The organism is Vibrio sp. SALL6 (genome assembly GCF_002002385.1).
GTDB lineage: Bacteria > Pseudomonadota > Gammaproteobacteria > Enterobacterales > Vibrionaceae > Vibrio > Vibrio parahaemolyticus.
On sequence record NZ_MQVK01000008.1, the window covers coordinates 236,159 to 261,403 of the forward strand.

Sequence of the window (25,245 nt, forward strand, 5' to 3'; positions counted from 1 at the left end):
GTCGGTTTCTTATTTACAATAAAATCAATTGAGACGTGAACAATGACTACTCTACAAAACAAACTCACTAATAAGGAGCTGATGTCTTACTTCGGCTATGGGGTAGGCCAGTGCTTTAGCTTTGGTCTAGTCGGCTCTTTTATTCTTTATTTCTATACCGATATTTTGGGCATTTCTCCAATTGCGGCGAGTACGATTTTTTTGATTGCTCGTGTGTGGGATGCGGTAAACGATCCGCTCATTGCCGGATACATGGACACGTTAGACTCTCGCTTTGGTAAATTCCGCCCTTACATGCTGTTTACGCCGGTTCTGATTGTTCTGGTCACGGTGGCCGCTTTCTATAACATCGATGCTGATACATCGACAAAAGTGATGTATGCCGGTATCACTTACATTCTTTGGGGTACGCTTTACACCATTTCTGATGTGCCGTTTTGGTCTATGTCTTCTGTTATGACGGATGAACCACAAGAGCGAGCAAAAGCGGCAACTTGTGCCATGTTAGGGGTGAATGCGGGTATTGGTGCGACTTTGGTTGTGTTCCCAAAACTGAGCGCTTACTTCGCTGATGGCCGGGCAGATCAGGGTTACTTACCAGCTGTGACTGTGTTGATGATTGCGGGTTTGTTCTTCATGCTGAACGGTTTTTACAACACCAAAGAACGCATCTCGACGAAGAGCTGCGAAAAAGTTACTCTAAAACAAACCTTTCAAGCTGTTCGTAAAAACAAGCCGTTGTTTTTTATTCTGGCAGCGTTTTTCATGAATGTGTTTTTCAATCTAGTGAATGGCCTGTACATTTTCTTCTTCACATACAACATGGGAGATGCAGGGTTAGTCTCTCTGATTGGTACCATCACTTTGGTAAGTGCGATCGCATGTTTGGCTACGCCTGTGCTGACAAAGCGTTTCAAAAAACGTGACATCTTTATTGCGCTGTGTGTTTTAGAGATCATCGCTCGCATTGGGTTCTATTTTACTGGCTATGATAATCCAACGGTCGTGATGGCGTGGTTAGCGGTGATTACTGGCATCTTTATGATGACCAACCCTCTTATCTCGGCCATGATTGCAGACACAGTAGAGTATTCGTACTACCACAGTGGCAAACGTACCGCGGCGATCACGTTCTCGGGACAAACCTTTACAGGCAAACTTTCTGTTGCGGTAGCGGGCGGCTTAACGGGGTTAATCTTGACGATGATTGGCTATGTACCAAATGCGGCGCAAACGGAAACCGCGCTCAATGGCATGTTCTTCTGTATTGCGTTGCTACCCGCATTGGGAGCTCTAGTGCGCATCTTCATTATGTCTCGCTACACATTTACCGAAGACCAACATGCGATTTTACGAGAAAAATTACAGCGTGGTGAGTTTGCGGAAGGCGTTGACGTTAAGTCTGTAAAACCGCACGAAGCCTTGAGCTAGAATCCATATCGTCTCGACAAGTGCTCAAAGAAAAGCCCACTCAATAAACTGAGCGGGCTTTTCGTTTTCAATTTACAGATTATCCACCATCAACAACGCTCGACAGAGTTTCTTCGTACTAAAGTTGGGCTAAAAATAATGGTTTCATCTTCAACTTTTTCGTCACGAGACAGCGCCAAAGCCAAACGGGCGGCGCGTTCTGCCATCATCTCGATTGGGTAGCGAATAGTAGTCAAGCTAGGGTGAACAAAGCGGGCGATCAAGCCATCATCGAACCCGACCATAGAAACCTTACTTGGTACGTCAATGCCATTTTGATCTAACGCTGCCAGTGCGCCAGCGGCCATGTAGTCGTTGTAGGCCACCACTCCAGTAATCTCCAAAGATTTGGTTAACAGGTTGGTCATCGCAACTTCGCCACCATCACTGTTGGGTTCACCGTATTCGATGTAGCTTTTGGAGAGCTCAATACCATGTTCTTTCAATGCGGCTTGGTAACCTTGCAATCGCTCATCGGTATCTTCGATATCGTGGGATGAGGCAATACAAGCGATTTTGCGATGCCCGTGACGAATTAAATATTCTGTCGCGAGGAATGCTCCTTTGCGGTTATCAAGGGAAATACAACGTTCGGCCAGTTCTGGGATATGACGATTGATAAGCACCATACCTTTCACTTCTTGGGCGTAGCCAATTAGCTCCTCATCAGATAAGCCTTTCGAGTGGATGACTATTGCATCGCAACGGCTGTTGATCAGCAATTCTAGGGCTTGACGTTCATCTTCTGGATTATGGTAACCGTTGCCAATCAAGATATGTTTGCCATTTTCGCGCGCGACATTATCGACGGATTTGACCAGCGTGCCGAAGAAAGGATCGGACACATCACTCACCAACACACCCATGGTATTTGTGCTTTGACTCACCAGTGCGCGAGCTGCGGCATTGGGTCTGTAACCCAATTTGCTCATTGCTTTGGTGACCGACTCTACCGATGATTGACTGGCTTTTGGGGACTTGTTGATCACGCGAGAAACCGTTGCGACCGAAACACCTGCTTCTTTCGCGACATCCTTGATCGTTGCCATATAGAACCTTTAGTGGCTAAAAATTTTGACTGAAAGTATTAAACACCCATTGTGTAATAAGTGCAATTTGATAGAGGATTTGCTTTCGGAAATGAGATCTTTACCACTTGTATTTATTAAGCTTACTGATAGTGTAAACGTTATCTTTTTAGTAAAACTTTACTGGGGTTTTAATTATGGAAACTATCGCTTACTCTGATTTTGCCAAACTGGAAATTCGTACCGGAAAAATCATTGAAGTGGCTCGTCATCACAATGCAGACAAGCTGTATATTGTGCAAATTGATATTGGTGAAAAAACACTGCAAACCGTAACCAGCTTAGTGCCTTATTACACCGAGGAAGAGTTGATGGGCAAACAAGTGGTCGTGTTGTGTAATCTTGCCAAAGCCAAAATGCGCGGCGAAACCTCTGAATGTATGTTGTTATGCGCAGAAACGGATGATGAATCCGAAAGTGTGTTGCTAACGCCAGAAAGAGCGATGCCGACCGGGGTGAGAATTGTTTAGAGTTTAATCAAGCAAACGTTTTATTGTTCGTGTTTATGTTTTGTGTCTCATTTTATAAATAAATCAATAGATATATATTCAACTCTATTTATAATCTCCGCGCTTTTAAAACTGTTTAACAGTATGAAAAATATAGGAAATTATAATGAAAAAAGTATTGCCACTATTGGCTTTAGGTGCAGTGGTTGCTTCAGCGTCAGTTCAAGCAAAAGGTAACTGGTATGTTGGCGCAGATGTTCTTAACTCTGATCTTAAAGTTGAAGGACACTCTTACAGCTCTTCGGCGACTGGCTTGGGTATTGCAGTAGGTAAAGAACTGCAATTTTCAAAAAACTTCAAATTGGCTTTAGAAGGTGAATACGTTTACTACGGTAGCTTCGAAGAAAAAAAATCGGGTGCGGGTAATTGGTTAGAAGCGACAGTTGAAGGTTATTCGTTCAACCTTAATGCTAAACCTAAGTACCAATTCTCTGGTACCGGTTTTTATGTTGGTGCCGTCGTTGGTCTTGGTGTAACGGGCGTTGATTTGGAGACAAAGTCAAACCTTTCTAGCCTTACTGGCAAGACTGATGGCAGCGATGCTGGCTTTAACTATGGTGCTGAAGTGGGGTATGAATTTGCTTCAGGCCTGATTGTTTCTGGTGGCTACCGTGCTTCGACAGTAACCATTGATGTTGAAGGTGGCGGCGATCTCGAATTTGATTTTGACAGCCTTTACGTTGGCGTTGACTACAAATTCTAAGTTCGCGTATGCAAACATAGATACTAAAAAGGAGCCATTAGGCTCCTTTTTTGATCAGATTATCAATCAACTCATAATGGTGCTCTTGCACGCCTGCAAGGTTGCCGTATTTGGGTTGGTGGCGGTCATTTTCTTTCGCGTGGTGCCAGCCAATGGTGTGACGCACAAAATGCTCCGCAAATGCATGGGATACCTCCAAGCAACCTGCTAGCACGGTATCAACATAGCTTTGCATGATTGGGCTGTTTGCGCACGGTGGTAGTGGCTCGTCTTTTACGTAAACCCAAATCTCATGTCCTTGGTTAAAGTTCGCGTCCGTTTCGATTTGATCTGGCTGAATTTGAATACGATGATAGCCACGTTCACGGCGATCGAATTCTGCGAGAGCTTCTTCATTCACTTCGAGTAAAACGCCATTAACCTGTCCATTGCCTTGGTTCACAACCAGTGGAGACAGAGTGTAGCTGTCATCAATCTTTCCCCAGTAGCGAACCAGTCCATGAGCAATGACGGGAATGGCTTCTCCCGTTTGTCCTGTTAACTTGCGCGACGCGGAATTGATTAAACTGCCATAGCCAAATATGTACATCTTCGTTGCATCCTTTAACTCATTTTTGTGTCTTGGACTGTTTATACCTAACCAGCCCATGAAGCACAAACTTTACCCCTTAAGTATAATCTTATTTTTTAACATGTATTTTCTATGCATGTTTATGGTAGCATCAACATCGTAGTTGAGTTAACCAGCATCGAGAGACGCTTGAGGGCAAGATAATGCTGAACATCACCGATAAAAAAGTGGAAGAAAAAATCCCCGCATGGCTGCGATTAGGCTTTCGGCCGTTTTTTCTGTTTGGGTCGATTTACGCCATTGTTGCGATTGCGTTGTGGGTGTGGATGTTCCAAACCGGACAGCCAAACGCATTAGCTGTACCGGCATTGTGGTGGCACGTGCATGAAATGTTATTTGGTTTTTCGATGGCGATTGTGGTTGGTTTTGTATTGACTGCTGTACAAAACTGGACGGGCATTAATGGCACCAAGCATTACACACTTTTGGTCATATTTGGCTTGTGGTTAGCACCTAGAATATTGCTTTGGACGCCAGTACCCTTGTGGTTAACCAGCAGCATTGAAGCGGTATTTTTACTGTTTGTTACCTATGAGGTAGGCATTCGTGTTTATCGAGCCAAAGGGTGGCGTAATTTATTTTTTGTGCCTCTGTTCCTTTTGGCCATCTTTGCGAACTTTGCAAGCTACGCGACGATAAAAGGCATGCCGCCGTTTACTTCTTCTGCTGTGTGGCAGGCGATGTTGTGGTGGTTTACGTTGTTATTGTCGGTGATGGGTGGACGTGTGATTCCATTTTTTACTGCTCGTCGATTTAATTTCGAAAAAGCACAACCACTGCCGTGGTTAGATTGGTTCGCGAACTTGCCGTTGGTAATGCTATTTGTGCTGAGCTTTTTCCCCGTGACGTTTGCAGAACTAGGCAATCCGTTGATGCTGTTTGCAGGTGTTGCTCAGTTGGTGCGTTTTGTTCGCTGGAAACCTTGGTTAACCCTCAGCGAGCCTTTAGTGTGGTCGCTGCATGCAGCGTATTTGTGTTTGCCACTAAGCTTAATTTTGCGAAGCGCTTGGGGAGATGCATTTGCTAGCCATAACCTCATTCACCTGTTTGCGATAGGTGCGTTAGGCGGCTTGATTTTGGCGATGATCGCGCGTGTGACGATGGGGCACACCGGTCGCATGATCTACAAAGGGCCAAACATGAGCCTTGCGTTTGCGGCGATTACCGCGGCTGCTTTGGTTCGCAGTTTCGCCGTGATCTTTGACCCAGCGAACATGATGCTGTGGATTGATATCAGTGGCGGATTGTGGATTGTCGCGTTTGGGCTGTTTGTGTGGCGCTTTGGTATGATGCTCGTGACCCCTCGTGTGGATGGTCATCCTGGATAAAGCGTTTAGACTTGAGTGGTAAAAAAGAGGAGCGTGTCGCTCCTCTTTTGGTTTCTGCGCTTTACGGTTTTATCGCTTATTCATCATCCGTTTTGTTCGTGAACCCTAAGCGTTTGAACAGCAACCACTCTAGGCCAAAGATCACAATCAAAGCGATGCAGAACCAAGTGAACGCCATGGAGGATTCTACGCCCGGCATGCCACCAATGTTGATACCAAGTAGTCCTGTTAGGAAGCTGGTTGGTAAGAAAATGGTGGCAACTAAAGTAAACAGGTAACTGTTTTTATTGGTCTTCTCGTCTCGGTTGTGTTTGATTTCGTCTTGGAAAAGCGCTACTTCGCCAAGGTAAAATTCAATCGTTTCGTTGATGCGAGTAATGTTGTTATGCGCAAAGCGATATTGGTGAGGTCTTGATGTTACCAATTCTGACTCTGACTCGATCAAATCACGAATCGCATATTGCTGAGGGCGAATAAAACGTTTGATGGAAATAAGCGCCTTTTGTGCCGCAATGTGGTTGTATGTTGACTCATCATTGACGTCAAACTCGTTTAACGTTTCTTCGATGGTGTCGAGATACAAGTCGATTTTGCCGTTCAACCCTTCGATGATTTGATTCAGTAAGCTCGCCAGGCTTTTCGGCCCTTTGTGCTCTGCTAATGCTTGGCGAATTTCCATGATTGCACGTGATGGGATCTTACGAGTCGAGATCAGTGCGCCCTGAAAATAGAGAATACGGATACTGAGCATGTCTTCCGGCGACGCATTCTCGTTCATGTTGATGCCTCGTAAGATCAGCATGAAGTTATCGTCATCCAAAGGATGGAAAGATGGTCGGCTCTCGTCGGCTAACAGATGATCGACCGTCGCACGTGGTACGTGATTGTCCTCTAGCCAGCCACGAATATCGGGATGAAGCCTTTCACAGTGGTACCAATGATTCGGTTGAATGTGTTCCGCCGCTGTTGTTTCTTGAGTCGCCATTGGGGTTGAGAAATCCCAATGTTCAATCATAAAACCCATTTTCTTTTCCTTGTATGAGCCTATACCCCAATAATCCCCAGATGCTTAACTTAGCGAGAATGACTGAGCGCACTACACGCCGCAACTTTCTCACTCCTTCACATTGAAGTCATGGGGGATAATTATTCAAATGAGTATGATTGCATTTTACGCCAAATGTCTATGAATAATTGTTCTTATTGGTAAGCAAGTGAAGCAATAAGAACCGCACAGTAACAAGGGGAAACAAAAAGCCTGCAACGAGGCAGGCTTTGTCATAGGTGAGGGGGGGGAGGAGCTTTCTAGCTAACCTGAGAAAGGTTGACCACTTTTTGTTGCAACTTTTCTTTCAGGTAGTCGGCAAGTGCCTGTTTTTCTTCGTCGTTCATGTAAAGACCAAGTTTAGTACGACGCCATAAAATGTCTTCGTCGGTTAGCGCCATTTCATGATTCATCAAGTAATCGATCTCGCGTTGGTATACGCCGCCTGCTTGCTCTGAGAACGCTTGGCCAAGATCGGCTTCACTGGATGCGCCTTCCATCAAATCCCACGTTTGCGTACCAAACTGAGTCACATAGCGCAGAATCAGCGCTTGCGGTGCCCATGAGTATTTCACGTGAATTTGCTTCGCTAACTGTTCACGGGTGCAGCTAAAGTTACCACCTGGTAGCGTTTGATTTGCTGTCCAGTTACCACCCATTTGAGGTAGGTACGGTTCCAGTTTCTTCATCGCCGCTTCACCGAGTTTACGGTAAGTCGTTAGCTTGCCACCGAATACTGACAACAATGGTGCTTGGTCGTACTCTGCATCGAGCTCTAGCGTGTAGTCTCGTGTGATCGCTTGCGGTGAGTCAGACTCATCATCACACAGAGGACGTACACCACTGTAAGTCCAAACCACATCTTCACGAGTAAGCTGGTGGACAAAGTGTTGGTTCACGATGTCGATGAGGTAATCAACTTCGTCATCCGAGATCGCCACTTCACGTGGGTCACCTTTGTATTCCACATCTGTCGTACCGATGATTGAGAACTTATCTAGATAAGGAATCATAAATACGATGCGGTTATCTTTGTTTTGAAGAATGTAGGCTTGCGGTTCGTTGTGGATACGAGGAACAACGATGTGCGAGCCTTTGATCAAACGAATGTTGCGAGGGGAGGTTTGCTCCAATCCTTCATCAAAGAACTGTTTCACCCATGGACCAGCAGCGTTAACCAGAGCTTTCGCTTTGCGCTCGAAGCGTTGGTCTGTCGTTACATCATGGATAGTCACATGCCATACGCCGTTTTCACGGTGCGCTTTTTCAACGCGACAGTAGTTACGTACTTCGGCGTGGTTTTCACGAGCCGCCATAACGTTCAGCAAGACTAAACGAGCGTCATCAACCCAGCAGTCTGAGTATTCAAAACCGGTTTTCATTTCTGGTTTTAGCAAGCCAGATTTTGCAAGGTTGACGGTTTTACTGCCTGGTAGAGTTGTGCGTTTGCCCAAGTTATCGTAAAGGAACAGGCCACAGCGGATCATCCAAGCTGGGCGTAGGAATGGGCGATGAGGCAAACGGAAACGCATTGGTAGAGCGACGTGTGGTGCTTTACGTAGAATCACTTCACGCTCTGCGAGCGCTTCCGAAACCAAACGAAACTCGTAGTGTTCAAGGTAGCGTAATCCACCGTGAATAAGTTTAGAACTTGCTGAAGACGTTGCTGATGCAAAATCGTTAGCTTCATATAAACCGACACTCAAACCGCGGCCAGCTGCATCAGCTGCAATGCCAGCCCCGTTAATGCCGCCACCGATAACGATCAAGTCTAAAAGAGTGGATGAGCTAGTTGTGGAAGTATTTTTTTGTATACTCATGAATTTGACCTCTTGGTGAGCGAACGAGCATTTTAGAACATGATTTGATCCTAGCTCAGGTTTCGTTTGTGATCATCTATTATTTTCGTTTGTGAGCGTTTTGTGTGATTTGGGCATAAAAAAACCTCTGTCTAATTAAGACAGAGGTCATTTTGAGGTTCAAATTTGAGCGATTTATCTATTCGGCGTCTGCTGATGTTACATTCGCTTCGACCACTTCGAGGGGAATTGCGGCGTCTTTTAAGATCGCGAGAATTTCTTCTGGTGGCTGTTTGTTAGTAAATATCATGTTCAGTTGCGCGATGTTGCCCAGTTTCACCATGGCATTGCGACCAAACTTGGTGTGGTCGACGGCGAGAAATACGCTGCGGCTGTTGTCGATGATCGCTTGCTTCACGCGTACTTCGTGGTAATCAAAGTCCAATAGGGAACCATCAAAATCGATGCCACTGATGCCGAGAATGCCAAAATCTAGACGGAACTGTTTCACAAAATCGAGCGTCGCCTCGCCTACGATACCGCCATCGCGACTGCGGACTTCACCACCCGCTAAGATGACTTTGATCTCTGGGTTGGGGAAGAGAATGGTTGCCACGTTGATGTTGTTGGTGACTACGCGTAGTTGCTTATGGCTCTTAGTGAGCGCACGCGCGACTGCTTCTGGTGTTGTGCCGATATCAATAAATAGCGTCGCGCCGTCAGGAATGTGTTTCACCACCTCTTCTGCAATGACATCTTTTTCATTGAAGTTAAGCGCTTTACGCGTGTTGTAAGATGTGTTTTCTGAACTGAGAGGGATGGTTGCACCACCGTGATAACGACGAATTTTGTTGTCGTCTGCGAGTTCGTTGAGATCGCGTCGGATGGTTTGTGGGCTGACATTGAATCTTTCTACCAACTCATCCGTGCTGACATAGCCTTGTTTTTTCACCAGTTCAACAATCTGCTGGTGTCTAGGTATTTGCTTCACTTACCACTCCCTTGTGCATTGGTAACGGCCAATGCTTCAAATTCGAAGCGCTATTGTGCTCGAATTTGCGCGTTGTGAGAAGTAAAGGCAGGTAGGAATCGGGGATAAGACGCAAAAAAGAGCGCTCAAATGGCGCTCTTTGTTCGTTTGGGAGAAAAATTAATCGTCTTCGTCGTGCAGTTCAGACCAAGTTTGCGCACATTTCACAGCGCGTTTCCAACCTTTGTAACGACGGTTGCGTTTTTCTTCGTCATCATGCGGTTCGAACGTACGATCAAGCACTGCTTTATCTTGCAGCTCATCAATGCTGTTCCAGTAACCAACCGCTAAACCTGCCAGGTATGCAGCACCAAGAGCCGTTACTTCAGTCACTTGTGGACGGTGCACTTCTGTGTTTAATACATCCGATTGGAATTGCATTAGGAAGTTGTTTGCTACCGCACCGCCATCAACACGCAAGTTTGCGAGCTTGATGCCAGAGTCAGCTTGCATCGCATCCAATACGTCACGAGTTTGGTAAGCGATGCCTTCCAGAGTCGCTCGGATAATGTGGTTTGAGTTCACACCGCGAGTAAGGCCAACAATGGTGCCACGTGCGTAAGCATCCCAGTATGGAGCGCCAAGGCCAGTAAAGGCTGGTACTACATAAACGCCGTTCGATGTGTCCACTTTTGTTGCGAAGTATTCAGAATCTTCTGCACCGTTTAGGATTTTCAGTTCATCACGTAGCCACTGGATAGAGGCACCCCCCATGAACACTGCACCTTCAAGTGCGTAAGCTGGCTCGCCTTTCGGGCCACAAGCTAGTGTGGTAAGCAGACCATTCTTCGAGGTGACTTTCTCTTGGCCAGTGTTCATCAGCAAGAAACAACCTGTGCCGTATGTGTTTTTCGCTTGGCCAGCTTCCACACACATTTGGCCGTATAGCGCCGCTTGTTGGTCACCTGCAATCCCTGCGATAGGAATACGAGTACCGCCTTTACCACCGATGTTCGTTTTGCCGTAAATTTCCGAAGAGCGTTTTACTTCTGGCATCATTGATGCCGGAATGCCCATCTCATCCAACAGCTTTTGGTCCCAACATAGGTCGTTGATGTTAAACAGCATGGTACGTGATGCGTTGGTGTAGTCAGTAACGTGAACGCGGCCTTGAGTCATCTTCCATACTAACCACGTATCGACGGTACCAAACAGCAGTTTACCTGCTTCTGCATCTTCGCGTGCGCCTTCTACGTTATCCAGAATCCACTTCACTTTAGTGCCAGAGAAGTAAGGGTCAAGCACCAAGCCGGTGTTGTCGCGAACGTAATCTTCTAAGCCGCGGCTTTTTAGGTCTTCACAAATGTCTGCGGTGCGACGACATTGCCATACGATTGCGTTGTAGACGGGTTTGCCTGTTTCTTTGTTCCAGACGATGGTGGTTTCACGTTGGTTCGTAATACCAATAGCAGCTAATTGGTCGCTTCGGATGCCTGACTTAGCCAAAGCTTCAACTAATGTAGAGCTTTGTGTTGCCCAGATTTCCATTGGATCGTGCTCAACCCAACCTGCTTGTGGATAAATCTGAGTAAACTCTCGCTGAGCGACGCTTACGATATTGGCGTCGTGATCAAGAATAACAGCGCGAGAGCTTGTCGTACCTTGGTCGAGGGCAACAATGTATTTTTGCTCAGTCATGGTAAGAATCCTTTTGTTTCGTTATTTATATTTTAGTAATTGGCAAGCGGTTAAGCTCGAGCTTCTTCTGTTTCTTCTTCAGTATCACATTGGTTTGGAATGGTACAACCGTGACCTTGGCGAGGGAGGTATGCCGCGATCGCTTTTGGATATAACCAACCACCAAAGCAAGCACCCGCAATAGGAGCAAGAAGGGGAACGATAAAGTAAGGGATGTCTTTAGCGCCGGTCAGTGCGTAATCCCAACCTGCAAAGTACGCGAACAGTTTAGGGCCAAAGTCACGAGCTGGGTTCATCGCAAAGCCAGTCAGTGGACCAAGAGAACCACCAATAACCGCGATCAGAATACCAATCAATAATGGGTTCATCGCGCCACGAGCGGCACCGTTGTTTTCATCACCCAGAGCCAAAATGGCAAACATTAATACAGCTGTAATGACGAATTCCACAGCAAATGCGCCAAAGAAAGAAAGAGAAGCGTGTGGGTAAGTTGAGAAAATACCAGCCGTTGCAAGGGCGTCTTGGCTGCTACGTACAAAGTTGTGTGCGATTTCGTAATCGGTGAAAAGGTTGCTGTACAAGCTGTAAACCAAAGCGGCAGAGAAAAATGCACCTAACATCTGAGCGATGATGTACGGCACCACTTTCGCTTTATCGAAACCATGAAACATCGCTAATGCAATGGTTACGGCTGGGTTGATGTGTGCGCCTGAAACGCCGGCAGTACAGTAGATCGCGATGGAGACACCTAAGCCCCATACAATACTGATTTCCCATTGTCCAAAAGATGCGCCTGTTAATACTAAGGCTGCGACGCAGCCAACGCCGAAGAAGATGAGTAGTCCTGTACCGATGAACTCGGCCAAACATTCTCCGAGCAGAGAGGGGTGTTTGTTGGTTGTCATGTTAAGAGTCCTATAGTTATTTTTGCTTATCTAGCACGATAGTATTGTGCACATATAAACGTTTGCGAAAACAAACGAGCATTAAAAATGAGCGTTTGAGCATGAATTTGTTAACCAAACTCTTCGTTTTTGTTAAATGGCGCATCTTTTGACCAGAAAGGAAACTGATAGAAAGCTCTTTATAGGGATGAGTGAGTCATTTTCAGCGCTCAAATTACCGATGTGAAAACAAATGCACAACTGGTAAGAGGAGTTTTGTGAAGCTGGTTCGTCAATGGTGGATTATCGTTCAATAGTTTGTGTAAAAAGTAATCCCTAAGAGGTAGTTAAAGCCAGATACAGCAAAGGCTTTGGGGGAGATCCTGAAAGAAAATAACTAGAGCGCACGACGATAAAATCGGACTCGCGTAGAACGAGAGTATGATGTGGATTCTGCCTTCCCAAAGTGTGTTCATCGCGCTAAGTGTACGAAATGTGCACCTCAGTAGAACTTGGTTGTTTTTGGACTCTTTATTTCGTTTGAAACTAAACACCAAACTTTTCCTTCACTTTTGTTATTACTGATTTTTCCTTAGCTTAATGCGTCATGCCGCACCATTTATCTCGAATTTGTGTTCCTATTCGAGCCTTTATTTTGTTTAGTTTCGAATGTGAGTGATTAAATGTTCTTTTTTGATCAAGAAAAGATATTAACGAATTCTGAGTAAAGTTGAACGGCTGTCTAATTAATGGTGGCTAATTTGCTGTATTTACTAATAATTAATTCCTATGCAACATTTATCACAGAAATTAAATCCTAACCTCATACAATGCAGAAACTTTCGAACGAATGTTAATTTTGTTTCGTTCGCTCCTTTTGGGTTCTTTACCATCGCATATACATAATGAGGTTCCTATGTTTGGAATATTCAAACCTAAGGCGCACATTGATCGTCTATCCCCAGATAGCATTGATAGCACCTATTCTCGCCTCCGTTGGCAACTGTTCATCGGTATTTTTGTTGGCTACGCTGGCTACTATTTGGTTCGTAAAAACTTCAGTTTAGCGATGCCGTACCTCATCGAGGAGGGTTACAGCCGTGGTGACCTTGGTGTTGCTTTGGCGGCTGTTTCAATCGCTTATGGCCTTTCAAAATTTTTAATGGGCAGCGTGTCTGACCGTTCTAACCCGCGCTATTTCCTCAGTGGCGGTTTGTTGATGTCTGCTCTGGTTATGTTCTGCTTTGGCTTTATGCCATGGGCAACAGGCAGCATCACGGCAATGTTTATTCTTCTATTTTTGAACGGTTGGTTCCAAGGTATGGGGTGGCCTGCCTGTGGGCGAACCATGGTGCACTGGTGGTCACGTAAAGAGCGTGGTGAGATCGTTTCGGTTTGGAACGTAGCGCACAACGTGGGTGGCGGTTTGATTGGTCCACTATTCATTTTGGGTCTGTGGGCATTTAACGATGATTGGCGCACCGCATTTTATGTACCTGCATTTTTCGCCACTTTGGTTGCAGTGTTCATTTGGATGACGGTTCGAGATACGCCTCAGTCTTGTGGTCTACCGCCGATTGAAGAGTACAAAGATGACTACCCAGATGACTACGACAAGTCGCATGAACAAGAAATGACGGCGAAGGAAATTTTCTTCAAGTACGTATTCAACAATAAACTGTTGTGGTCGATTGCGATTGCAAACGCGTTTGTTTACTTGATCCGTTACGGTGTGTTGGACTGGGCACCCGTTTATCTAAAAGAAGCGAAGGACTTCTCGGTAGATAAATCGTCTTGGGCTTACTTCCTATACGAGTGGGCGGGTATTCCTGGCACGTTATTGTGTGGTTGGATTTCGGACAAGCTGTTCAAAGGCCGTCGTGCACCTGCAGGCATCTTGTTCATGGTATTGGTAACGTTGGCGGTATTGGTTTACTGGTTCAACCCTGCGGGCAACCCAACAATCGATATGATGGCTCTTATCGCGATTGGCTTCTTGATTTACGGCCCTGTCATGCTGATTGGTTTGTATGCACTTGAATTGGCGCCGAAAAAAGCAGCGGGTACTGCTGCTGGTCTAACTGGCTTGTTTGGTTACTTAGGCGGTGCGGTGGCTGCGAACGCGGTTCTTGGTTACACCGTGGACCATTTCGGTTGGGATGGCGGTTTCATCATTCTAATTGGTTCATGTATTACTTCTATCGTGTGTTTGACGTATGCGCTTCTAGGCGAACGCGCACACCACGAGCAAAAAGAGCGCGAAAAGGAACAAGAAGCGCTAGCGTAATATTTATTTAAAGAGGCAGTGGAATACTGCCTCTTCGCTTTATCAAGGATATAACAATGAAAACCAAGTCAGTATGTCTCACATTTTTAGCGCTTAGCCTATCTGCTGGCGCAATTGCAAAGCCGCTTGTTATCGCTCACCGCGGTGCTTCTGGTTATTTACCGGAGCATACTTTAGAAGCCAAAGCTTTGGCTTATGCAATGAAACCAGATTACATCGAGCAAGATGTCGTGATGACGAAAGACGACCAGTTAGTGGTGTTGCATGACCATTACTTGGATCGCGTCACGGATGTAGCGGAGCGTTTTCCTGATCGCGCACGCGAAGATGGTCGTTATTACGCGATTGACTTTACTCTGGCAGAAATCAAATCTCTGCGAGTCACTGAAGGGTTCAATATCGACGAAAACGGCAAAAAAGTCGCCGGTTATCCAACTCGATTCCCAATGTGGAAATCTGATTTCACTGTACCGACGTTTGCTGAAGAGATTGAACTGATCCAAGGCCTCAATAAAACGTTGGGTTACGACATCGGTATTTACCCAGAAATTAAAGCGCCTTGGTTCCATCGTCACGAAGGTAAGGACATTTCTAAAGCGGTGCTTAAAGTCTTGAAGCAGTACGGTTACGACTCGCAAGACGACAAAGTCTACCTGCAGTGTTTTGATGCGAATGAACTGCAACGCATTAACAGTGAGTTGATGCCAGTAATGGACATGGATTTAAAGCTCGTTCAGCTCATGGCTTACACCGATTGGAACGAAACTATGGTGTACAAAGGCGATACAGCAATGCCATACAGCTATGATTGGATGTTCGAAGCCGACGGCATGAAGAAAGTGGCGAGTTACGCCGAAGGTATTGGACCTTGGAAGCCGATGCTGGTGGATGATAAGTCCACCAAAGACAATATCATCATCAAGCCGTTGATGAAGGCTGCAAAAGACGCTGGCTTGCAAGTTCATCCATACACGTTCCGTGCCGATCCAGGACGTATTCCTGCGTACACGGACAGCTTTGAAGGCATGATGGATGTGTACTACAACCAAGTGAAAGTGGATGGTTTGTTTACTGACTTTCCAGATAAAGCAGTCAGCTTTTTAAATCAGTAATCAGCACTCACGCATTTTGCTTTAAGCTAAAAAAATCCCCCAACAGTTTCCTGCTGGGGGATTTTCGTATTCTTATTAGTTGTTTTTATGCAGTTCGCTGTTCAGTTCAACCGCGCTCTTGTTTGCAAGACACTCGATTTGACCTGTCACAGAGTTACGACGGAACAGTAGGTCAGAAACACCAGCAAGGTCGCGTGCTTTCACCACTTCGACTTCTTGACCTGCAGAATCTAGCATGCGCACTTTAGAACCAGCAGTCACGTACAAACCTGATTCGATAGTACAACGGTCACCCATTGGGAAACCAAGGCCTGCGTTCGCGCCTAGTAGTGAGTTTTCACCAATAGAAACCACAACTTTACCGCCGCCAGATAGCGTACCCATGATCGATGCACCGCCACCGATGTCTGAACCGTTACCAACAACCACGCCAGCAGAGATACGGCCTTCAACCATGCTCACGCCAGTTGTACCCGCGTTGAAGTTGATGAAGCCTTCGTGCATAACAGTTGTGCCTTCGCCAACGTGTGCGCCAAGACGTACGCGAGAAGTGTCTGCGATACGGACACCAGTTGGAACCACGTAGTCCACCATTTTAGGGAACTTGTCTACGCAATCTACGCTTAGCGTACGGCCAGCTAGGCGAGCTTCGATTTGACGCTCAGCCAGCTCAGGTAGGTCGATTGGGCCTTCGTTTGTCCATGCGATGTTGTGCAGCAGACCGAAGATGCCATCCAGTACTGTGCCGTGTGGCTTAACTAGACGGTTAGAGATAAGTTGAAGTTTTAGGAAGCCTTCAGCAACAGATTGTGGCTGTTCATCCGTAGCTAGAATAACCAGTACAAGCGGTTGTGCTGATTCTGCTGCTTTGGTTGCGAAAGATGCGTTTGCTGCATCGCCGTTTGCTTCGAATGCTGCCGCAAGTTCTACACTTTGTGCCGCAGAGATCTCGATAGCTTGGTTGCCTTGCTCGTAACCTGCTACTGCAGCCAGTGCGTTAACAAGTGTGTCGCTTGGGTTAAGAACTGGGTTTGGGAAAAACGCTTCGATGATTTTACCGTCGCGGTTTTTAGTTGCCGTACCAAAGGCTAGAGAAAAGAAAGCCATAGTTGATCTCCATGTGTTGAGTCTTGTGTCTCGTCTGTTCACTGACAAGAAATAATTACGTTGTCAGCCATCATAAAGAGTGTATTGGGGAGTTTAAAGGGGAGAAATGGAGAAAGTCCGTAGATGGATACCTTTTGTCTTTTCGGAGATATGTCTGTCTGATGAGAAATGTGGCTACGAGGTGGTCTATTGGGAGAGTTTTGCTGAAATTAAGAAAAGGCAGTTTCTTGTCTCGGGTCTAGAAAGAAAGGGCGTTCTTTCATTATGCTCTATGCTTTCAGGCATAAAAAAACGCCACAAGATGCGGCGTTATTTGAAGGGCAGTCATTGGATTATGCTGCGTCTTCTTGCTGTTCTTCTTCTACAGCTTCAAGCTTTTTTGCTTTCTTTGGTGCAGGTTTACGTTTTGCACCGATTGCGTAAAGCAACTCTTCTTTGTTTTGCGCAAGGAACATCGCAAGATCTTCTTGCTTGCCTTCGTCTTCTAGAAGTTCACTTTTACCTAGCAGTGTGAATAGTTCATCTGCCATATCCAGCATTTTGTCGTATGCGTCAGCTTCCGCTTTAGAGGTAAAAGTCATTTTCTCTTCTCCATTGCGTTCTACCACGTACTTGACGATTACAGCCATGGTTGGTCCCCTAATTTGGTGTATTGATACTGGCTTTTTATACAGTTTTTGACCAATCAAGTCTAGCCACAAGCCTCAGAATGAGAGACACGTACAACTAACTGACTAGCATTTAAACTATCTTGGTTTCACTTTGCGGATTTATTCCCCAAAGGAAGGTTGGTTGGTCGTTCCCAATCTTGGCAAAATTCGATAAACGTTTTGAGCAATGGGCTTTGATATTTCTCTTTATGAACCAGTAACCAGAAGCGGCGTTTCATATCTAAAGGCATGTCGAGCAGTTTTACACGACCGTCACGAATAGCAGGTTCTGCAGACAAGCGTGACAAGCAACCTAAGCCCAGCCCAGCAGATACTGAGTTGATCAACGCTTCGGTGGTATTGAGCTGAAAAGCTTCATGCCAATGTTCCAAGCGCGGCGCGACAACGCGCATAAAAAATTCGCGTGAACCAGATCCCGCCTCTCGCAATATCCATTCACTGTTTTCTAGCTCGGTTAAGTTTACTGGCCCTTCGTGCGCGGCTGGGTAATCGGGCGCGCAAATCACGCACATTTCATCTTCGCTAAACTGGGTGGACTGCAATTCAGGGTGAAGTGTTTTGCCTTCAATGAGGGCTATGTCTAACTCGTAATCGGTCAGCATGTCGCAGATTTGTGCGGAGTTAGAAATGAACAGGCTTTGAGAACGATGGTTCGTTTGCTGACGAAATTCGCTAAGCAAATAGGGCGCGACTTGGTTGCCAATGGTGTCGCTGGCACCAATGCGAAGTTGGCCCGATAGCGCTTGGTCACCATCGAAAATGCTCTCGATGTCTTTGGCTCGGTTGAGTAACTCATCCGCCAGTGGCAGTAGTTTTTGACCTTCTTGGTTCAAAATCAGTCGGTTATTAACACGATCAAATAAGTGATGGCCGATCTGCTTTTCTAATTCTGAGAGTGCCATGCTCACAGCGGCTTTCGATAAAAAGAGACTATCAGAAGCCGCTGTGAGCGTTTTGTGCTGCGTGATCGTCGTAAACACTTTCAGTTGTTTAAGAGAAATGTGACTTGCCATACCCCGCCGTTAAGTAATTCTGAACGTTTGTTTTAAATAATTAGATATATCGGAACGAAGTGCAAGCGTATTATACGTCCCATCAAGAGTGAGTCTGGTTGAGGTCATCATGATTCAAAGAACAAAAGCAAAAGTAATGGGAGCGCCAACTCCGATGGCGGGTTTGGCTCTTGGTATTGCAAGCTTAGGCTGGAGTTGGGAAAACTTCGCCGAATTACATGGCTACGGACAGTGGATTAGTGCGGGTATTGCGAGCGTATTGTTGGTTATATTGGCAACCAAGTTTTTGCTACATAACCATTTATTGAGAGAAGATCTTGCTCATCCGGTTGTGGGCAGCGTGGTTCCGACATTTGCGATGGGCACTATGGTGGTATCGAACTCTCTCGGCCATTTTTACCCATTGGCTGGTGATGTACTTTGGCTGATTGCAGTGGTTCTGCACATCGTGTTCTTGGTGAGCTTTGTTTACCATCGCGCCAAAGATTTTGAATTGCACCACATGGTTCCTAGTTGGTTTGTACCGCCAGTGGGTATCATCGTTGCGGATGTGTCTTTCTCTGGCAACCCGATGTTAGCACCAGTGGCACAAGGTGCATTGATGTTTGGTATGGTGGCGTATGCGATCATGTTGCCGATGATGATTTACCGTTTCATGTTTACCCATGAAATTCCGGATGCAGCGAAACCAACAATGGCAATCATGGCAGCGCCAGCAAGTCTATCATTGGCAGGGTACTTAACGGTCACTGCTACACCATCACCAGTGATCATCGCTATGCTATTTGGTATCGCGGTATTGATGACAGCCATCATTTACCTCGCATTCTTTAAATTGCTTAGACTGCCATTTAGCCCAGGCTATGCGGCGTTCACTTTCCCGATGGTGATCGGTGCGACGGCGCTGTTTAAAATGGCGAATTGGATGGAGTTGCAAGGATTGGCTGCGCACTATGTTCAACAAGTGCGAGCCTTAGCTGGTCTTGAGTTGATTGTGGCAACATTTGTTGTCTCTTATGTGGCTTTACAATACATCAACAACTTGTTGATTCAGCCACGCTTGATGCACGCTCATCACGCTTAAATAGCAGATAGGAAAAAGCCTCTTGGTCTTACAAACCAAGAGGCTTTTTTATTTCAATCGGCGTCGATGTTGGACACTAGCCTTTTTTGTAAAATCGCGACATCTCATCCAGAGAATGACGAATGATATCGACAGGAACTTTCTGTTCTTTCTCGACTTTTAATTGGCGATTCAGTTGCTGAGAGTGCCCGCCAGGATTGACCACAAGCATCAGTTCTTTGCCGACCAATGCATAGTTGTAGTAGCTGCCAGCAATATACCAATCGCGAGGGGCAGAGCTATCAAACAAGTTATGACCAACGCTGTATGAACTCGTTGTGCCTTGAACGTCAAACAGCGTATTCATCATGGTTGGCACGACGTCAAAATGGGTCGTGCGGTAATCAATTTGCTCTGGTTGACGATTTGGCATGTACACATAAAGAGGCACATGTACTTGAACGTCACTGTAGTTACCCGTGTGGCCCCAATAGTTCATCTTATGGTCGTTAAACTCTTCACCATGATCTGATGAAATCACCACAATGGTGTTGTCTAAGTCGACGTTTTTCAGCACATCGCCAATCAAGCTATCGATGTAGTACAACGAGTTCTTGTATCGATTGTGGTAAAGCGAAGCGTCAAAATCGTTGTTGAGCAAAATGTGGTCAACGCGTTCCCAGTATGGTTTGAATTTCGCAAATTCAGGTTCGGGAAATACTGTGCCGTGGGCGGCATCGTAGAACAGAAAACCAAAGTACGGCTTGTCGCTGTCCTGCTTTTGGAACTCGATGAACTTGTCTGTTATCTGCTGATCGCGCTCGACAGCTGTTTCCCCAGTTTGTTTCAAGGTCAAGTCCGACACTTTTTTGAATACCGTGCGAGAAAGTGGCGGGCTGGTGAGCGGTGCCGAGCCAAAAATGCCCATGCGGTAGCCTTCTGCTTGCAGCGTATCCATAAAAACAGGAGAGCGTTGGCTTGCGTAAAAGCTTTCCCAGTAGGTCGCTGGCAAGCTGTAAAACAGGCTGAAAATACCCGCTTGAGTTGAGTTGCCGCCGCTCATATGTTGTGTGAAATTCACCGTTTTTTCGGCGAACTTGCTGACATTTGGCATGACTTCCGGCGTCGCATCACTGTAGCGCCACGCGTCAACCAAGATAAACAAAACATTGGGCTGCTTCTCTTTGCTTTGCACTTGAATGGGTGCAAGCGGGTAGTTGAGTGAGCTACGTTCAATATTGGTTAACTCTACGCGGTTCTTCGATGCAATGTTCTCATCCACTAGGTCGTGTTTGTAAATAAATTTACGAGCCGTCAGCGGGTAGTAAAGTGGCCAGTTATTCGAAAACTGACTGACTTCATCGTCGTAAAGCGCATTTTTGTACGCATGAATCATCTGTGTGCTGAGCAATACAGCAAACCAGACGCTTATCAAAACGAACTTAGCTCGGCTTTGTGCCAGTTTATTACTTACCCAAACGGTACAGGCGAGCCCGATCACCAGAACGGCAACTTCACTGACGAAGATAAGCCAACTCATCCACGAAATATCGAAGACATCACCGCCACCTTCGAAAAACATACGGATTAATAGAGCGTTGATGTGAAGTTTGTATTGCTGAAAAACGAGGATATCGACTTTAAACATGATCAATAGACAGATCGCGATAGCGATCACGATGCCTTTGAATGCTCGAGTCGGTAGAAAAGAGAGCAATAAACTCAACAACATAAATGGAAGAGCGATCAAGCCCAGCCAGCCATATTGAGTCGAAACCAAATAGTAACCTTGCAACAAGGTTAGCGGTTCATTCTGATTGTTAGACAACACAAAAGGATAACAAGCGATCGACAGATACACTGCAAAGCAAGCAAAAAAAGCAATCAGCCAAGCGCTGTTGGAAGACAGTTTGCGAAACATACTTTTTATATATTTATAAATTATAGGTAGCAAGAGTATAAAACAGTGTTTTTTATTATGGAATAGTTGCGAGTAATGTCACATTTTGTATGGCTGTGTAAGATTTTGCTTACGCCTTGAAAAGGTGATGTTTTCTGTCCATTTTGAGCGATATGTAACCTTTTACTTTTTTCAGAACACGAGATCACTGCGGGTTTAAATAGGGCTGTGCTAAGCTAGCTAACAGTTTCAATCGGCGCTCGGTATTCCCAATTTGTTTACTGTTTATCACTCCAACCAAGTTGACGTTCTTAAATCACTCCTTGTCGAACTGATTCGAATCAGTCCGCTGGAAAACCCGTTCGAAAAAGAACAAATTCTGGTTCAAAGTCCAGGCATGTCCCAGTGGCTAAAAATGGAATTGGCCAAAGAGTTTGGTGTTGCCGCGAACATTGATTTTCCGCTCCCTGCGACTTTCATTTGGGAAATGTTTACGCAGGTGTTGCCAGACGTGCCAAAACGCAGTGCGTTTAACAAAGAAGCGATGACGTGGAAGTTGATGCATTTGCTGCCGGGGCTTCTCAACCAAGAGGTGTTTTCGCCGTTAGCGCAGTACCTCAAAGATGACAGTGACCACTCTAAGTTGTATCAGCTGGCTGAGAAAATTGCCGATATTTTCGATGGTTACTTGGTGTATCGTCCGGAATGGATCGCAAGTTGGGAAGCTGGGCAGAGTGTGCCAGAGCTGGAAGATGAGCATCCGTGGCAGCCGATCTTATGGCAAGCGTTGTACGATCACACTGTGTCATTAGGGCAGTCTCCATATCACCGCGCCAACCTTTATGAGCACTTTATCGACACGTTAGCGAGTTTTAACGGCAATTTTGACCATTTACCTAAGCGTTTGTTTGTTTTTGGCATTTCTTCGTTGCCGCCTCGCTATATGGATGCGCTAAAAGCCATTGGTGAACACATCGACGTGCATCTGATGTTCACCAACCCGTGTCGTTATTATTGGGGTGAAGTTCGAGATCGCAAATATCTGGCTCGTTTGGCGGCGAAACATCGTCAGCACGTTGTGTGGCAGGACGATCACTCGGAAGTGCAAGGTGAAACTGAGCAACTGAAAGGTTCATTGGAAGATAACGTGATCGATGAGCTGCACACCGATGTGGTCGGAAACAGTCTGTTGGCGTCCATGGGTAAACTCGGGCGTGACAATATGTATCTGTTGTCTCAGCTGGAGTCTCATGAAATTGAAGCGTTTGTTGATGTTGAGCGCGACAGTCTACTCCATCAATTGCAAGCGGATATTCTCAATCTTGAAGAACATCAAGATGACCAACAGATTGAAAACAGTCATCACAAACAAGTGGTTCGCTTGGGTGATAAATCACTCAGCCTGCACGCTTGCCACAGCCCGATGCGTGAAGTGGAAGTGCTGCATGATCAACTATTGGCGATGTTCGATGCTGACCCAACGTTAAAACCGCGCGATATTATCGTGATGGTCGCGGACATCAACGCTTACAGCCCTGCGATTCAGGCGGTCTTTGGTAACGCACCGGGTGAGCGTTTTATTCCCTATTCGATTTCTGACCGAACCGCCGATCAAGAGAGCCCAATTCTGGCCGCATTTATGCAGTTGGTGAACTTACCCAATACGCGCTGTTTGGCATCAGAACTACTCGAACTTCTGGAAACTCCGGCGATATTAAAGCGTTTTGAACTCAGCGAAGATGATTTCTTACAAGCCAAACAATGGGTTGAAGAATCGGGAATTCGCTGGGGGTTGGATGCCAATACCGGACGCGAATTTGAACTGCCGGAAACCCGTCAAAACACGTGGCAATTTGGCATTCAACGCATGTTGCTTGGCTACGCGATGCCAGAATCCGCAGGTTTGTTTGAAACCGAGCAAGGCAGTTTATCTCCGTACAACGAAGTGCAAGGCATGGGCGCAGAGCTTGCGGGCAAGTTGGCACACTTTATCCAACAAATTAGCACTTATCGCAGCAAACTTTCTCATGTTCAGACTATTGATGGTTGGCGAGAGACTTTGGTTTCACTGCTGGATGACTTCTTCTCAGTTGAGTTAGAAGGCGAAATGGCGCTCAAATCCATTCGCGATACGCTCAGCCAACTCAAAGAGCAATTAGCTGATGCCGCATTTGATGATGCGTTATCGCCGTCGATCATCAGCCAATACCTTCAAAACAAATTATCTGGCACACGAGTCAGCCAGCGCTTCCTAGCTGGTCAAGTGAACTTTTGTACCCTGATGCCGATGCGCTCTATTCCGTTTAGAACCGTTTGTCTGCTGGGGATGAATGACGGCGTGTACCCGCGTTCCATGCCGCCAGAAGGCTTTGACTTGATGACGGGAAGAGCCAAACCGGGCGACCGTTCGCGCCGAGATGATGACCGTTACCTATTCCTCGAAGCGATGTTGTCTGCACAGCAAACGCTCTACATCAGTTATGTTGGCCGTTCAATCCAAGACAACACCGAGCGAGTGCCTTCGGTTCTGGTTTCTGAGCTGATGGAATACTGCCACCAAAACTATTGTTTAAGTGGTGATGAAGCGTTGCCCGTTGATGAGTCTGGCGACAACTTATTAAATGCGTTGGTGAATACCCACGCCATGGTGCCGTTTAGCCCAAGTGCGTTCCAAGGCATGCACGCCAGCTACGCGAAAGAGTGGATTCCAGCAGCATTGACTCAAAGTAGTCAATCGCAAGGCTATGTTCGTCGTGATTTTAATCGGGCATTAGACGACTATCTGTTAGGAGCGACGTACCCACTTGAGCTCGACTTAGTCGAGTTGCAACGTTTCTGGCGCTTACCTGTGCAGTATTTTTTCAATCGTCGTTTAAAAGTAATCTTTGAACCGCCACTGCCGGTGATGGAAGACGACGAACCCTTTGTTTTAGGTGGTTTGGAAAGCTATCAAATGCGTGATGAGCTGTTAGAAACCTTGCTTGAAACGACATTGATGCAGCCAGAGAAAAAAACAGAGGTGCTTAAACACTTTATGAGTCAACAGCGCGCGCAAGGCAAACTGCCGGTGGGGGCGTTTGGTGATATCGAGTTTGAAACCAACCGAGTTCAGGCGGAAGAGCTGGTGGACAAACTGGCGTTTTTATCTGGTGCGCCTCAAGACGATTTGGAAATCGACCTGACGTTTGACTCCTTATTTGAGCGAAATGAAGGCGAAGAGAAAAACGTTCGCCTGACTGGTTGGCTAACTCAATGCTACCAATCCGGTTTGATTCGCTATCGAAGCGGTAAGATTCGCTCGCAGGATTACCTTGCAGCGTGGATCGATCACCTTGCCATGTCGGCGTCGGGTCATGCTAAGAAAACCCACATCATTGGTTACGATCGTAAAGAAGGCGCTCTGCATTTGATCTACCCAGAAATTGCCGATGTGCAGTATGCCAAACATCTACTGACTGAATTAGTTCGCTTATTCTTCGAAGGCATGACTAAGCCTTTGCCTTATTTCCCGAAAACGGCGTTGGCTTGTGTTGAAGCGGGCTTTAGCCGTGGTCAGTGGGTCGATGACGAAGAGAAATCTTTGAAGAAAATGGCTGACGCATTCAATGATGGCTTCATGAGCCCGGGCGAAGGCAATAATGCGTACATCTCTCGAATTTGGCCTGCTTGGAATGATGAGTTGGCCTCAGAAGTTCGTTTGCTGACAGCATTAGTACTGCAAGGTGCGCGCTTAGCGGTTCAAGACGCTGATGACGTAAAAGCGTAATAAAGACAGTTGGATAAAGAGAAGGAAGAGTAGGGTGGCCGCCAGAAAATCATTATTTTTTGTAGGGCGTTCGCTGTACGGCCACAAGGTCAGAGGGACCATGATACTTTTGTTTAATTCATTTGAGTTGTGCCGCCAAAAAGGTTTGGCTTATCTCGTGGGGCGCATACTAACGGTACGTCTTATGGATAACCGTGAGAA

General features: G+C 46.1%; 19 protein-coding genes. 8 read left to right on the plus strand and 11 right to left on the minus strand.

Features of this window, described 5'->3' with window-relative positions; all coding sequences use genetic code 11:
* Positions 1-42 precede the first annotated feature (42 nt).
* The gene (locus tag BIW15_RS05385; RefSeq protein WP_077280661.1) at positions 43-1,431 is read left to right on the plus strand and encodes an MFS transporter; all 1,389 of its coding nucleotides are present in this window, start codon (positions 43-45) and stop codon (positions 1,429-1,431) included.
* Positions 1,432-1,520: 89 nt separating this feature from the next.
* Here BIW15_RS05385 and BIW15_RS05390 read toward each other — a convergent pair whose 3' ends face one another.
* The gene (locus BIW15_RS05390) at positions 1,521-2,519 is read right to left on the minus strand and encodes a substrate-binding domain-containing protein (protein WP_020835443.1); all 999 of its coding nucleotides are present in this window, start codon (positions 2,517-2,519) and stop codon (positions 1,521-1,523) included.
* 176 nt (positions 2,520-2,695) lie between these two features.
* Between BIW15_RS05390 and BIW15_RS05395 the strand changes: the two genes are divergently transcribed.
* Both BIW15_RS05395 and BIW15_RS05400 read left to right on the plus strand, forming a co-directional pair.
* Positions 2,696-3,028: a tRNA-binding protein gene (locus BIW15_RS05395; RefSeq protein WP_005456696.1), complete on the plus strand. Its 333-nt coding sequence runs from the start codon at positions 2,696-2,698 to the stop codon at positions 3,026-3,028.
* A 145-nt stretch (positions 3,029-3,173) separates the two neighbouring features.
* Entirely contained in the window at positions 3,174-3,770 is a 597-nt protein-coding gene (locus tag BIW15_RS05400; RefSeq protein WP_015297197.1) for an outer membrane beta-barrel protein, read from the plus strand.
* 37 nt (positions 3,771-3,807) lie between these two features.
* On the opposite strand, the gene BIW15_RS05405 is transcribed toward BIW15_RS05400, so the two are convergent.
* Positions 3,808-4,359, minus strand: coding sequence for a gamma-glutamylcyclotransferase family protein (locus BIW15_RS05405; RefSeq protein ID WP_025534310.1), 552 nt, complete (start codon positions 4,357-4,359; stop codon positions 3,808-3,810).
* A gap of 185 nt (positions 4,360-4,544) precedes the next feature.
* Here BIW15_RS05405 and BIW15_RS05410 point away from each other — a divergent pair, with 185 nt between their 5' ends.
* Positions 4,545-5,729 carry an NnrS family protein gene (locus BIW15_RS05410; protein ID WP_077280662.1) on the plus strand — a complete coding sequence of 395 codons (1,185 nt, stop codon included), beginning with the start codon at positions 4,545-4,547 and terminating at the stop codon, positions 5,727-5,729.
* 76 nt (positions 5,730-5,805) lie between these two features.
* Here BIW15_RS05410 and BIW15_RS05415 read toward each other — a convergent pair whose 3' ends face one another.
* From BIW15_RS05415 to BIW15_RS05435, 5 genes are all read right to left on the minus strand, one after another.
* Positions 5,806-6,753: a CorA family divalent cation transporter gene (locus BIW15_RS05415; RefSeq protein ID WP_005494158.1), complete on the minus strand. Its 948-nt coding sequence runs from the start codon at positions 6,751-6,753 to the stop codon at positions 5,806-5,808.
* Positions 6,754-7,034: 281 nt separating this feature from the next.
* Complete coding sequence (gene glpD, locus BIW15_RS05420) at positions 7,035-8,594, minus strand: glycerol-3-phosphate dehydrogenase (RefSeq protein ID WP_069494376.1); 1,560 nt, start codon at positions 8,592-8,594, stop codon at positions 7,035-7,037.
* 178 nt (positions 8,595-8,772) lie between these two features.
* Positions 8,773-9,564 carry a DeoR/GlpR family transcriptional regulator gene (locus tag BIW15_RS05425; protein ID WP_005456614.1) on the minus strand — a complete coding sequence of 264 codons (792 nt, stop codon included), beginning with the start codon at positions 9,562-9,564 and terminating at the stop codon, positions 8,773-8,775.
* A 159-nt stretch (positions 9,565-9,723) separates the two neighbouring features.
* A complete protein-coding gene (glpK, locus tag BIW15_RS05430; protein ID WP_005456578.1) occupies positions 9,724-11,241 on the minus strand; it encodes a glycerol kinase GlpK in 1,518 nt (505 codons plus the stop codon).
* Between the two features lie 50 nt (positions 11,242-11,291).
* The gene (locus BIW15_RS05435) at positions 11,292-12,146 is read right to left on the minus strand and encodes an MIP/aquaporin family protein (protein WP_005456607.1); all 855 of its coding nucleotides are present in this window, start codon (positions 12,144-12,146) and stop codon (positions 11,292-11,294) included.
* A gap of 895 nt (positions 12,147-13,041) precedes the next feature.
* Here BIW15_RS05435 and glpT point away from each other — a divergent pair.
* Together glpT and glpQ are read left to right on the plus strand one after the other, a co-directional pair.
* Positions 13,042-14,412: a glycerol-3-phosphate transporter gene (glpT, locus tag BIW15_RS05445; protein WP_005456512.1), complete on the plus strand. Its 1,371-nt coding sequence runs from the start codon at positions 13,042-13,044 to the stop codon at positions 14,410-14,412.
* Positions 14,413-14,468: 56 nt separating this feature from the next.
* The gene (gene glpQ / locus BIW15_RS05450; RefSeq protein WP_077280663.1) at positions 14,469-15,524 is read left to right on the plus strand and encodes a glycerophosphodiester phosphodiesterase; all 1,056 of its coding nucleotides are present in this window, start codon (positions 14,469-14,471) and stop codon (positions 15,522-15,524) included.
* Between the two features lie 75 nt (positions 15,525-15,599).
* Here glpQ and dapD read toward each other — a convergent pair whose 3' ends face one another.
* The 3 genes from dapD to BIW15_RS05465 form a co-directional block, all read right to left on the minus strand.
* The gene (dapD, locus tag BIW15_RS05455) at positions 15,600-16,631 is read right to left on the minus strand and encodes a 2,3,4,5-tetrahydropyridine-2,6-dicarboxylate N-succinyltransferase (protein WP_024702408.1); all 1,032 of its coding nucleotides are present in this window, start codon (positions 16,629-16,631) and stop codon (positions 15,600-15,602) included.
* Positions 16,632-16,963: 332 nt separating this feature from the next.
* On the minus strand, positions 16,964-17,260 hold the full coding sequence (locus tag BIW15_RS05460) for a YebG family protein (RefSeq protein WP_005482297.1): 297 nt from the start codon (positions 17,258-17,260) through the stop codon (positions 16,964-16,966).
* A gap of 128 nt (positions 17,261-17,388) precedes the next feature.
* Positions 17,389-18,315: a LysR substrate-binding domain-containing protein gene (locus BIW15_RS05465; protein ID WP_005482339.1), complete on the minus strand. Its 927-nt coding sequence runs from the start codon at positions 18,313-18,315 to the stop codon at positions 17,389-17,391.
* Between the two features lie 109 nt (positions 18,316-18,424).
* Here BIW15_RS05465 and BIW15_RS05470 point away from each other — a divergent pair, with 109 nt between their 5' ends.
* Complete coding sequence (locus BIW15_RS05470) at positions 18,425-19,399, plus strand: TDT family transporter (protein ID WP_020835446.1); 975 nt, start codon at positions 18,425-18,427, stop codon at positions 19,397-19,399.
* Positions 19,400-19,475: 76 nt separating this feature from the next.
* On the opposite strand, the gene BIW15_RS05475 is transcribed toward BIW15_RS05470, so the two are convergent.
* Positions 19,476-21,299 (minus strand): DUF3413 domain-containing protein, encoded by a 1,824-nt coding sequence (locus tag BIW15_RS05475; protein ID WP_025536553.1) that lies wholly within the window; start codon positions 21,297-21,299, stop codon positions 19,476-19,478.
* Between the two features lie 253 nt (positions 21,300-21,552).
* Between BIW15_RS05475 and recC the strand changes: the two genes are divergently transcribed.
* Entirely contained in the window at positions 21,553-25,044 is a 3,492-nt protein-coding gene (gene recC, locus BIW15_RS05480) for an exodeoxyribonuclease V subunit gamma (RefSeq protein WP_077280664.1), read from the plus strand.
* Positions 25,045-25,245 lie beyond the last annotated feature (201 nt).